Source organism: Bradyrhizobium sp. CB3481, assembly GCF_029714305.1.
GTDB lineage: Bacteria > Pseudomonadota > Alphaproteobacteria > Rhizobiales > Xanthobacteraceae > Bradyrhizobium.
Genome location: NZ_CP121647.1, coordinates 7695012 through 7706903, shown reverse-complemented (window position 1 = coordinate 7706903; position 11892 = coordinate 7695012). Strand labels below are relative to the sequence as shown.

Genomic DNA, 11892 nt, shown 5'->3' with positions numbered 1-11892 from the left:
TGCTGTGAGGGGAAGCCCTTACCCCTTGAGAAATTCACCCGCCTTGTAGAGCGAGCGGAATTCGAGCCCGGCCTCGGCAAAGGCCTCGGTCGCGCCTTCCTCGCGGTCGACCATGGTCAGCACCAGCACGATCTCGCCGCCGGCCTCGCGCACCGCCTCGACCGCCTTCAAGGCCGAGCCGCCGGTCGTGGTGACGTCCTCGACGATCACGATGCGCTTGCCCTTAAGGCTCTCGCCCTTGGCCAGCCCCTCGACTGCGAGGCGGGCGCCGTGCTCCTTCGGCTTCTTGCGCACGAAGAAGGCGGCGATCGGGTGCCCCTTGAGCCAGGAGAGCTGCGCGATCGCGCCTGCCAGCGGGACCGCGCCCATCTCCAGCCCGCCGATGAAATCGAGCCTGTCGTCCTTCAGCGCCTCAAAGGTGAGTTCGGCCAGCAGTGCCGCGCCCTCGGGGTCGAGCATGGTCGGCTTGAGGTTGAAGTAGAAATCGCTCTTGCGGCCCGAGGCCAGCGTGATCTCGCCGCGGCCGAACGAGCGCTTGCGGATGATCTCGGCGAGACGGGCACGGGAGGCTGATTTGGACAAGGCGGTTTTCCCAAGGCGTTTTCAGGCGGGCGCAATCTATCGGCGCTCGCGGGGACATTCCAGCGCCGATCCGGCGCCGTCAACAGGGCACGGTGTCGTCATCCGCGAAAGCGGATGACCCAGTATTCCGCGGCGGCGGTTGTAACGCCCTCAAGTTCCGGGGTACTGGATACGCCGCTTCCGCGGGGTATAACAAAAATGACGATCGAACTGCACACCTGGAACACGCCGAACGGCCGCAAGATCTCGGTTGCGCTGGAGGAGATGGGGCTGCCCTACAAGGTGATCCCGGTGAACATCACCAAGGGCGAGCAGATGGCGCCCGATTTCCTCAAGATCAGTCCGAACAACAAGATCCCGGCGATCGTCGATCCCGACGGGCCCGGCGGCAAGCCGATCAGCATTTTCGAATCGGGCGCGATCCTGCTCTATCTCGGCGAAAAGACCGGCAAGTTCCTGCCCAAGCCGTTGGCCGAGCGCATTCCGGTCTATGAATGGCTGATGTGGCAGATGGGTGGCTTTGGCCCGATGCCCGGCCAGGTGCACCATTTCATCGCGCTGGAGAATGAAACCGACCGCGCCTATGGCCTGAAGCGCTACATGGCCGAGACGCGCCGGCTCTATGGCGTGCTGGACCGCCGGCTGGAGGGACGCGAGTTCGTCGCCGGCGAACTCTCGGTCGCCGACTTCGCCATCCTTGGCTGGGCCTGGCGCCACCCGCGCCACAAGGTGGAGCTGAAGGATTTTCCGAACGTCGAGCGCTGGTACAACGCTCTGATGGCCCGCCCCGCGACCAGGCGCGGCATGGAAGCGAAATTGGATTGATATTCTCAATCCCCACCCACCGCTGTCGTCGCCCGGCCTTGTGCGCACTTGCGCACCAGGACCGGGCGATCCAGTACGCCGCGGCGCTTCCGATTGAGCGAAGTGCTCGATGCGGAACGAATTTCGCTTCACACCACGTTCTCTGGGATACTGGGTCGCCCGGTCAAGCCGGGCGATGACAGCGGTGGCTTGGAGACGGCGGAGAGCTACCCCCGCTTGGCCTCGAACGCCAGCTTCACGGCGAGCCCCGCCAGCACGGTGCCCATCAGCCAGCGCTGCACTCGGAGCCAGCTCGGCCGCGTGCCGAGAAAGAGCGCGATCGATCCGGCGGTGAGTGCGATCATCGCATTGACGGAAACGCTGATGACGGTCTGGATCGTGCCGAGCACCAGCGACTGCGTCAGCACGCTGCCGGCAGCGGGATCGATGAACTGCGGCAGCAGCGCCAGATACAGCATCGCGATCTTCGGGTTCAAAAGATTGGTGACGAACCCCATCGCAAACAGTTTGCGCGGGCTGTCGGCCGGCAGCTTCTTCACCTGGAACGGTGAGCGTCCGCCCGGCTTCAGCGCCTGCCAGGCCAGCCACAGCAGATAGGCGGCGCCGGCGAAGCGCAGCGCGTCATAGGCGTAGGGAATAGCGAACAGCAGCGCCGTGATGCCGAACGCCGCACATAGCATGTAGAACACGAAGCCGAGCGCGACCCCGCCCAGCGAGACGATCCCCGCCGCCGGGCCTTGCGTGATCGAGCGCGAGATCAGGTAGATCATGTTCGGCCCCGGCGTCAGCACCATGCCGAGCGAGACCAGGGCAAAACCGAGCAATGTAGTGAGATGAGGCATGGAAATCTCGCGGGAGGGACGCGTATGTTTCTAACGCGCAGCACGCGGCGATGTCATTTCGTATATTGCTCCGAGGACATTTCCGGCGATGATGGCAGCCAATCTGCACACGCGCCTGTCATCGCCCGGCTTGACCGAGCGACCCAGTACGCCGCGGCTTCTCCGATGAAGTGCAGTGGCCAACGCGGCGAGGGTTGCGCTTCACGACTCCTGCTCTGGAATACTGGATCGTCCGGCCAAGCCGGACGATGACAGCGCCGTTAATGCGCCTCGTCCCAATTGTTCGCCGCGCGTGCGTCCACCTGCAGCGGCAGCGACAGCACCACCGCCGGGAACGGCGCATCCTGCATCACGTGCTGGACCACCGGCAGCGTCGCCGCCACTTCGTCGTCGGGCACTTCGAAGATCAGTTCGTCATGCACCTGCAGCAGCATCTGCGCGGAGAGCTTCTTCTCCGCCAGCGCATCCTCCATGCGGATCATGGCGCGGCGGATGATGTCGGCGGCGGTGCCTTGCAGGCGCGCGTTGATCGCGGCGCGCTCGTTGAAGGAACGGATCGACGCGTTGGAGGCCTTGATATCAGGATAGTGGCACTTCCGGCCGAACAGCGTCGTGACATAGCCGTTGGCGCGGCAGAAGTCGCGCGTCTCGTCCATATAGGCGCGTATGCCTGGGAAGCGCTCGAAGTATTTCTTGATGTAGGCCGAGGCTTCCTCGCGCGCGATGCCGAGCTGGTTAGCGAGGCCGAAGGCGGATATGCCGTAGATGATGCCGAAATTGATCGCCTTCGCCCGGCGGCGCACCTCGCCCGGCATGTCCTTGATCGGCACGCCGAACATTTCGGACGCCGTCATGGCGTGAATGTCGAGGCCGTCGCGGAACGCCTGCTTCAGCACGGGGATATCGGCGATCTCGGCGAGCAGCCGTAGTTCGATTTGAGAATAGTCCGCCGACACCAGCTTGTGGCCGGGCGTCGCGATAAAGGCGCGGCGGATTTTTCGGCCGTCCTCAGTACGAACCGGGATGTTCTGCAGATTCGGTTCGTTCGAAGACAGCCGCCCCGTGGTGGTCGCGGCCAGCGCATACGTCGTGTGCACGCGGTGGGTCTGCGGATGCACGTAAGTCGGCAGCGCGTCGGTATAGGTCGATTTCAGCTTCGACACCTGCCGCCATTCCAGAATCTTTTTCGGGAATTCATGGCCCTGTTCGGCGAGCTCGTCGAGGATCTGCGCCGAGGTCGACCACGCGCCGGTCTTGGTCTTGGTGCCGCCGGGTATGCCCATCTTGCCGAAGATGATGTCGCCGATCTGCTTGGGGCTGCCGACATTGATCGGCTCGCCGGCGATCTCCTGCAACTCGGCCTCGACGCGCGCCGCGGTCTGCGCAAAGTCGCCGGACAACCGCGCCAGTACCTGCCGGTCGATCGAAATGCCGCGCCGTTCCATCCGCGCCAGCACAGTGACCAGCGGCCGCTCCAGCGTCTCATAGACCGTCGTCATGTGCTCGGCAGCGAGCCGCGGCTTCAGCGCGCGGTGCAGCCGCAGGATCACATCGGCGCTTTCGGCCGAATAGGCGGTCGCCTTGTCGATTGCGACCTGGTCGAACGTGAGCTTGCCCTTGCCGTTGCCGATTAGCTCGCTTTCGCCGATCACGGCATGGCCAAACCAACGTTCAGCGAGAGAGGCCAGCGCATGTGAATTGCGTCCGGCATCGAGCGCATACGACATCAATTGTGCATCGTCGACGTTGCACAGGGTGATGCCGTGCTGCGCCAGCATCACGGCGCTGAACTTGATGTCGAAGCCGATCTTGAGAATGCCCGGTGATTCCAACAGCGGCTGCAGCGCCGCCAGCGTCTCGGGGGCTGTGATCTGGTCCGGAGCGAGGCCGGCGTCGAACAGGCCCGCGCCGCCGCCGGACTGCTTGTGCATGAGTGGAACATAGCAGGCGTCGTTTGGCGCCAGCGCCAGCGCGATGCCGCAGATGTCGGCCTGCATCGGATCGTCCGAGCCCGCCTTGGCGACGATCGCAAACGTGCCGGCGTCATAGGCCCGCGCAACCCAGGCATTGAGCTCATCGAATGTGCGGATGGTCTGGTACTTGCTGCGATCGACCGGCAGCTTTCGCGCAGCTTCCGCGCGGACGGCAGCCAGCGATATCGGCGTTCCCTTGTGGCTCGCGGTCTTGTCCTGCTTGTCGCCGCCGGTCTTGCCCGGTGCGGTGGCGGCCTTGCCTGCGGGCGAGCCATCCGGCGTCGCGCCTTCATAACCCTCCGGCTTCTTGCCCGATGGCGGCACCGCAAAGACGCTGGCGCCGCTCTTGTTGCCCGCATCAGGCTCGATATCGGCGGGGTCCACTTGCGAATATTCGGCGACGCGGCGGGTGAGGGTGGAGAATTCCATCGCCTTGAGGAAGGCGATCAGCTTGCGCGCGTCGGGCTCGTGCACGGCGAGGTCGTCGAGCGGCACTTCGAGATCGACCTTGTCGTCAAGCAGCACCAATTGCCTGGAGATCCGCGCCTTCTCGGCGTGCTCGATCAGCGCCTCGCGCCGCTTCGGCTGCTTGATCTCGCCGGCACGGAACAGCAATTGCTCGAGATCGCCATATTCGATGATCAGCTGCGCGGCGGTCTTGACGCCGATCCCGGGTACGCCCGGCACATTGTCCGTGGAATCGCCGGCCAGCGCCTGCACCTCGACCACCTTCTCCGGTGGCACGCCGAACTTCTCGATCACTTCGGCAATGCCGATGCGGCGGTCCTTCATAGTGTCGTACATGGTGACGCAGTCGGTCACGAGCTGCATCAGGTCCTTGTCAGAGGATACGATGGTCGCGCTCGCGCCGCGCTCGCAGGCGATGCGGACATAGGTCGCGATCAGATCGTCGGCCTCAAAACCGACCTGTTCCAGGCAGGGCAGGTCGAAGGCGCGCACCGCTTCGCGGATCAGCGCAAACTGCGGGATCAGATCATCAGGCGCCGGCGGCCGGTGCGCCTTGTAGTCGGGATAGAGCTTGTTGCGGAAGGTGATTTCCGACTTGTCGAACACGATGGCCAGATGCGTCGGCCGGTTGTCCTCCGGCATGTCGCGCAAGAGCTTCCACAGCATGTTGCAGAAGCCGAGCACGGCGTTGACCTGCAGCCCGTCGGATTTGCGGTTGAGCGGCGGCAGCGCGTGATAAGCGCGGAAAATATAGGAGGACCCGTCGACCAGGAACACATGGTCGCCCTTGCCTGGTTGTTTGGCGGCGGCCTTTACTGGATCCTTGGCTGGAACTTTGGCGGGGGCGGGTTTGGCGGCGGCTTTGGGGGCTGTTTTCGGCATGGCCGAAATTTAGGGATTTTTGCGCGGATTGACAGCCTTGGGAGGGGGATTTTGGTTGCTACCGCACAGCCAAATTGCCGTCGTCCCGGGCAAGCGGAGCGCGACCCGGGACCCGTAGCCACAGGCGGTCATTGTTGAGCAATCCAGCGGCCCCATCGAATTCAATCATGAGGGCCGGTGGTTATGGGTCCCTGCGTTCGCAGGGACGACAACGATGCAGCTACTCCGCCGGTTGCAGCGCGGGGGTGGCCTTTTTCGACGCGATCCAGAAGGCGGCGGGGCGCTCGAACAGGAAGCCGGCGCGCACCGCCAATGCCAGCCGCCAGATCGCGACTGCACCGGCAACGCCCGCCACGGTGACGATCAGGGAGATCGCGCCGATATCGGTGATCACGCCGGTCTTCAGCAATAGCGTCCGCGTCACCGCCATCGGCAGGAAGAAAGCGAGATAGATGACGATCGAATGCTCGCCGCAATAGCGCAGGAAATTCAGCCATTGCATGCGCGCGAGCAGCGCGCCCATTACGATGATGGCGCCGGCCCCTGCGAAGCCGAGCGCCAGTGAGATGAGCGGCCAATGGCTGTAGCCCGCGGTCACGAGGCCGCCATTGACGAGCGCCCACCCGGCCAATCCGATCAGCGCCAGCATGGGCTTCTCGCGCGAACGATCCGCCAACGCGAATACGTAGGAAGCAAACAGATAGCCGGAATAGAAATAGACGAAGCGGGCGCAGAATTCGTCGATCACCGTCCAGCCGGTCGCAACATGCGTCATCTCCAGCGCGGCGGCGACAACCCAGATCGCAAGCGGTGGCACGCCGCGTGACAGTTTTGTGACGACGAAGAAGATAGGTAGCAGATAGATGAACCACAGCGTGCCGAACGGCTCGATGAAGGATTCCAGATAAAGGGTGCCGACATGCCGCCAGCCATTTTCGGCAGCGAACGAAGGCGCCTTGAAGCCGAACTGGATTGTCATCCACAAGACGTAAAAATATGCGAAGTGCACCACCTTGCGGTCGAGATAGGTGCGCCAGTCGCGGTCGATCACGACGGCAAGGAAGAGGCCCGAAATCAGGAAGAAGTCCGGCATCCGGAACGGCTGGGCGAACATGACGAACGCATGCATGAAACCGGTGTCGCCAGCCGCCTTTTCGACGCCCAGCACCGAATGCATCATCACCACCATGACGATGCAGATGCCCTTGGCGTAGTCGACCCAGTCGATGCGGGTGGAACGTTCAGGGGCGGAGGATGTGCCGTTTGAAGTCATCGGTGTCCCTTTTCGGCGCGAGGCGGCCGCATCTTCGGCCCGATCCGTTGCTTTCCCCTTTATCCATACAAATGACATGCCGGCGACCATTGCGCTTTTCCGGTTTCCCCTTTGGTGAAAAATGCTCTAAGACGCCCGAAAAATCGGGGTTGGCGTTAACCATTCAACACGGGTTGGTTTCATGCGGATTGCCATGATTGGCACGGGCTATGTGGGGCTGGTATCCGGCGCCTGCTTTGCCGATTTCGGTCACCACGTCACCTGCGTGGACAAGGATGCCGGCAAGATCGAAGCCCTGCGCCGCGGCGAGATTCCGATCTTCGAACCGGGGCTGGATGCGCTAGTCGCCTCCAACGTCAAGGCCAAGCGGCTGGATTTCACTACCGACCTGACGGCGCCGGTCGCGGACGCCGACGCCGTGTTCATCGCGGTCGGAACACCCTCGCGGCGCGGCGATGGCCACGCCGACCTCACTTACGTCTATAGCGCGGCGCGCGAGATCGCAGCCGCGCTGTCGGGCTTCACGGTGGTGGTGACGAAATCGACCGTGCCGGTCGGCACCGGCGACGAAGTCGAGCGGCTGATCCGTGAAGCCAATTCCTCGGCCGACGTGGTGGTCGCCTCCAATCCGGAATTTTTGCGCGAGGGCGCCGCGATCCGCGATTTCAAATTCCCCGACCGTATCGTGATCGGCACCTCGGACGAGCGCGGACGAAAAGTTCTCGGTGACGTCTACCGGCCGCTGTCGCTCAACCAGGGCCCCCTGATGTTCACGGCGCGGCGCACTGCCGAACTGATCAAATACGCGGCCAACGCGTTTCTCGCCACCAAGATCACCTTCATTAACGAGATCGCCGATCTCTCGGAGAAGGTCGGTGCCGACGTGCAGGAAGTGGCGCGCGGCATTGGGCTCGACAACCGTATCGGCTCGAAGTTTCTCCACGCCGGCCCGGGTTTCGGCGGCTCGTGTTTCCCGAAGGATACCCGCGCACTGGTCAAGATCGCGCAGGACCATGACGTGCAACTCCGCATCGTCGAGGCCGTGCTCGGCGTCAACGATATCAGAAAGCGGGCGATGGCTCGCAAGGTGTCGAATGCCGTCGGCAGTCTTCGCGGCAAGACCGTCGCCGTGCTCGGCCTCACCTTCAAGCCGGATACCGACGACATGCGCGAGGCGCCGTCGATTCCGCTGGTGACCGGCCTGCTCGACATGGGCGCGAAGGTCCGCGCGCATGACCCGGTCGGCATGGAGCAGGCGAAGAAAGAGCTTCCGGACATTGAATATTGCGACGACCCCTATGAGTGCGTGAAGGGGGCCGACGCCATGGTGATCGTCACCGAATGGGTGCAGTATCGCGCGCTCGACCTCGACCGCATCAAGGCCGCCATGGCACAGCCCGTCGTGATCGATCTGCGCAACATCTACCGCGCCGGCGACATGGCAGCCCAGGGCTTCGTTTACGAAAGCGTCGGGCGGGCGGGCCAGCCGAGAACTTGATCTGCGCAATCAGGAATTCCATCATGGTCGGGCTTGTCCCGGCCATCCACGTCCTGTTCTCTAGCGATGAAGAAAGACGTGGATGCCCGGGCATAGGTGAGCGGAAGCGACGCCGTCCTTCAGACGCCTATGCCCGGGCATGACGAGTTGGTGAGATCCTTGCCCCGTAGCTTCGATACGCTTTTGCCGATCGACGTCGTGCTCGACGAACTCGACCGCACGCTTGCGGCCAACAACACCGCGGTGCTGGTCGCCCCGCCCGGCGCGGGCAAGACCACGCGGGTGCCGCTGGCGCTGCTCGATGCGCCCTGGCTGAAGAACAAGAAGATCATCATGCTGGAGCCGCGGCGGATCGCGGCGCGCGCCAGCGCCGAACGGATGGCGCGGACGCTCGGTGAGCGGGCAGGGGAGACCGTCGGCTATCGCGTCCGCTTCGGCTCGAAGGTTTCGCGCGCGACGCGGATCGAGGTGGTCACCGAGGGAATCTTTTCTCGGCAGATTCTGGACGATCCCGAATTGAATGGCGTCGCCGCGGTGCTGTTCGACGAGTTTCACGAGCGTTCTCTCGACGCCGATCTCGGGCTGGCGCTGGCACGCGATGCGCAGACCGGCCTGCGCGAGGACCTGCGCATCCTCGTGATGTCGGCGACCCTCGACGGCGCACGGGTCGGCAAGCTGCTGGGCGACGCCCCCGTCATTGCCAGCGAAGGCCGCGCCTTTCCGGTGGAGACGCGTTATCTCGGCCGCAAGATGGATGCGCCGATCGAGCGGCAGATGGCGGATGCGATTGTATCAGCGCTGCGCGCCGATCCCGGCTCGGTGCTGGCGTTTCTGCCGGGGGCCGCCGAAATCCGCCGCACGCAGAATTTCCTCTCCGAGCGGGTGCAGGACGCGAGCATCGAGATCGTGCCGCTGTTCGGCGCCCTCGATGCCGCGGTACAGGATCGCGCCATCGCGCCGGCGCCGAAGGGTCAGCGTAAGGTCGTGCTGGCGACCTCGATCGCCGAGACCTCGCTGACCATCGAGGGCGTTCGCATCGTCGTCGATTGCGGCCTGGCGCGGGTGCCGCGCTACGAGCCTGATATTGGGCTGACGCGGCTGGAGACCGTGCGGGCCTCGCGCGCTGCCGTCGACCAGCGTCGCGGCCGCGCCGGCCGCATCGAGCCCGGCGTGTGCTACCGGCTGTGGGACGAGCCGCAGACCGCCTCGCTTGCCGCCTACACGCAGCCCGAAATTCTCTCGGCTGATCTCTCGTCGCTGGTGCTCGATCTCGCGCAATGGGGCGTGCGCGATCCGGCGACGCTAGCCTTCCTCGATCCTCCGCCGGCGCCTGCGCTAAAGGAGGCCAATAATCTGCTCCACGAACTCGGCGCGCTCGATTCCGACGGCCGCATCACCGCCGAAGGCCAGAGCCTGCGCGCGCTGGCGCTGCCGCCGCGGCTGGCGCGCATGATCGTGGATTCGCACCGGCTGGGCGCCGGCGAGGAGGCCGCTGAAATCGCCGCGATCCTGACCGAACGCGGCCTCGGCGGCGACAGTGTCGATCTCGATCACAGGCTCGACCTGTTCCGCCGTGATCGCTCGCCGCGCGCCAGTAGCGCCCGCAGCCTTGCGCAGCGCTGGGCGCAGCAGGTGGCGGCGACCGAAGGGCCGTCGACCGAAGACACTTCACCCTCCACCGGCGTCATGCTGGCACTCGCCTTTCCTGACCGCGTCGCGCGCAACCGTGGCAATGGCAGCTTTGTCCTTGCCAATGGCCGCGGCGCCGCTGTCGAGCAAACCTCGTCGTTGGCCCGCGCGCCCTACATCGCCGTCGGCGAACTGACCGGCACCGCGGCGCAGGGCCGCATCCTGCTGGCCGCGCCGATCGGGCAAGGCGATATCGAAACGCGCTTCGCCGATCAGATCGAGGACATGGAGGAAATTTCGTTTGATCGCGGCGCGATGGCGCTGCGCGGGCGCCGCAAGCGGACGCTGCACGCGATCACGCTGTCGGAAGCGCCGGTTTCTCTGTCGCCCTCGGCCGAGACCGCGCGCATCTTTGCCGCCGGCCTGGTGGCTGCGGGCCTCGACAAGCTGCTGTGGTCCAAGGCGCTGAAGCAGTGGCGCGACCGCGTCATGTTCCTGCGCAAGGCGGAAGGCGATAGCTGGCCCGATCTGTCGGATGCAGCGCTCGCCGCCGAGGCCGAGAACTGGCTGGTGCCCGCGCTCTACGACAAGACGTCGCTGAAGGAGTTTTCGCCCGGCGATCTCTCCGATGCGCTGATGGCGCTATTGCCGTGGGAGTTGCGCAGTCGGCTGGAGCGCGAGGCGCCGACGCATTTCGAGGCGCCGACCGGCACCATGCTGGCGATCGACTATGAGGCCGAGCAGGGCCCGACCATCGCGGTGCGCCTGCAGGAATTGTTCGGGCTCAACATCCATCCCTCGATCGCCAAGGGCGCGGTGCCGCTGGTGCTGGAATTGCTGTCGCCGGCGCAGCGCCCGGTGCAGGTGACGCGTGATTTGCCGGGCTTCTGGCGCGGCAGCTATGCGGCCGTCCGCTCCGACCTGCGCGGCCGCTATCCCCGCCACCCCTGGCCGGAAGACCCGGCCAACGCGGCGCCGACGCGAAGGGTCAAGCCAAGGGGGACGTGAGGTGCCTGAACTCCCTCTCCCCGCCCTTTCGCGGGGAGAGGGCAGGGGTGAGGGGTTCTCTCCGCGAATTCGGTAGATGACATTTGCGCGGAGGCGTCCTGCCTTGCCCCTCACCCGGAAACCTGGCTTCGCCACGTTTCCGACCTCTCCCCGCAAAGAGCGGGGAGAGGTTGAAGGGCCCTCCGTTAACCCTTCACTCATCCTTTTCGCCAAAATGGCAGCCTCGGCTGCCGCCGTTAAGTCGCGGCTTGGCGGCTGGCGTGGTCATATCGGCGGTCTGGCAGTTAAGTGTGTGGCGTCATGCGTAACCTGATGATTCTTGCCGCCGTTCTGGTCGGCCTCGGCACCTACATGGCGCAACTGGCCAGCAGCATGTCGCCGGCCCCGGCATCTGCCAAGGCTTCACCGAACAAGGCTTCACCCAGCCAGTCATCACCCAAGGTCGCTTCCACCCAAACGGTGGCGCAGGCCTCCGGCCGCAGCGTCGACATTCCTCGCGATCCCCGTGGCCATTTCTTCACCGATGGCCGCATCGATGGTCAGCGTATCAATTTCCTGGTCGACACCGGCGCCTCGCTGGTGGCGCTGAACGAGAAATCCGCGGCGCGGTTTGGTCTGCGTCCGTCGCGCAGCGACTACAACGCCACCGTCACCACCGCCAACGGCACCATCAAGGCGGCGCGCGCGCGGCTCGCCATGATCGAACTCGATGGTCTTATCGTACGCGACGTCGACGCGCTGGTGCTGCCCGACGAGGCGCTGTCGGAAAACCTGCTCGGCATGTCGTTCCTGTCGAAGCTGAAGCGCTTCAACTATGCCAATGGCCGCCTAGTGCTGGAACAGTAAGGTTACCCTGCTACCAAACCGCCGCAATTAGCCCTGACAAGGCGCCGGTCCGTCTATCGCCCGGCC

Annotated in this window: 8 protein-coding genes; 4 read left to right on the top strand and 4 right to left on the bottom strand. The window is 64.6% G+C overall.

Annotated features, from left to right (window positions below; all coding sequences use genetic code 11):
- Positions 1-18 precede the first annotated feature (18 nt).
- On the bottom strand, positions 19-582 hold the full coding sequence (pyrE, locus tag QA643_RS37085) for an orotate phosphoribosyltransferase (RefSeq protein ID WP_283030665.1): 564 nt from the start codon (positions 580-582) through the stop codon (positions 19-21).
- A gap of 198 nt (positions 583-780) precedes the next feature.
- On the opposite strand from pyrE, the gene QA643_RS37080 reads away from it, so the two are divergent.
- Positions 781-1407 (top strand): glutathione S-transferase N-terminal domain-containing protein, encoded by a 627-nt coding sequence (locus QA643_RS37080; protein ID WP_283030664.1) that lies wholly within the window; start codon positions 781-783, stop codon positions 1405-1407.
- Positions 1408-1613: 206 nt separating this feature from the next.
- Here QA643_RS37080 and QA643_RS37075 read toward each other — a convergent pair whose 3' ends face one another.
- From QA643_RS37075 to QA643_RS37065, 3 genes are all read right to left on the bottom strand, one after another.
- Positions 1614-2249: a LysE family translocator gene (locus QA643_RS37075; protein WP_283030663.1), complete on the bottom strand. Its 636-nt coding sequence runs from the start codon at positions 2247-2249 to the stop codon at positions 1614-1616.
- A gap of 260 nt (positions 2250-2509) precedes the next feature.
- Positions 2510-5572, bottom strand: a complete 3063-nt coding sequence (polA, locus tag QA643_RS37070; protein ID WP_283030662.1) for a DNA polymerase I — start codon at positions 5570-5572, stop codon at positions 2510-2512.
- A 220-nt stretch (positions 5573-5792) separates the two neighbouring features.
- Entirely contained in the window at positions 5793-6845 is a 1053-nt protein-coding gene (locus QA643_RS37065) for an acyltransferase family protein (protein ID WP_283030661.1), read from the bottom strand.
- Between the two features lie 181 nt (positions 6846-7026).
- Here QA643_RS37065 and QA643_RS37060 point away from each other — a divergent pair, with 181 nt between their 5' ends.
- From QA643_RS37060 to QA643_RS37050, 3 genes are all read left to right on the top strand, one after another.
- The gene (locus QA643_RS37060; RefSeq protein ID WP_283030660.1) at positions 7027-8343 is read left to right on the top strand and encodes a UDP-glucose/GDP-mannose dehydrogenase family protein; all 1317 of its coding nucleotides are present in this window, start codon (positions 7027-7029) and stop codon (positions 8341-8343) included.
- 159 nt (positions 8344-8502) lie between these two features.
- Positions 8503-10980 (top strand): ATP-dependent helicase HrpB, encoded by a 2478-nt coding sequence (gene hrpB, locus QA643_RS37055; RefSeq protein WP_283030659.1) that lies wholly within the window; start codon positions 8503-8505, stop codon positions 10978-10980.
- Between the two features lie 300 nt (positions 10981-11280).
- On the top strand, positions 11281-11826 hold the full coding sequence (locus tag QA643_RS37050) for a TIGR02281 family clan AA aspartic protease (protein WP_283030657.1): 546 nt from the start codon (positions 11281-11283) through the stop codon (positions 11824-11826).
- Positions 11827-11892: the final 66 nt, after the last annotated feature.

Coding starts and splice junctions, on each gene's coding strand:
- QA643_RS37080 (WP_283030664.1), top strand. CDS start 781: ATGACGATCGAACTGCACACCTGGAACACGCCGAACGGCCGCAAGATC.
- QA643_RS37075 (WP_283030663.1), bottom strand. CDS start 2,249: ATGCCTCATCTCACTACATTGCTCGGTTTTGCCCTGGTCTCGCTCGGC.
- QA643_RS37065 (WP_283030661.1), bottom strand. CDS start 6,845: ATGACTTCAAACGGCACATCCTCCGCCCCTGAACGTTCCACCCGCATC.
- polA (WP_283030662.1), bottom strand. CDS start 5,572: ATGCCGAAAACAGCCCCCAAAGCCGCCGCCAAACCCGCCCCCGCCAAA.
- QA643_RS37060 (WP_283030660.1), top strand. CDS start 7,027: ATGCGGATTGCCATGATTGGCACGGGCTATGTGGGGCTGGTATCCGGC.
- QA643_RS37050 (WP_283030657.1), top strand. CDS start 11,281: ATGCGTAACCTGATGATTCTTGCCGCCGTTCTGGTCGGCCTCGGCACC.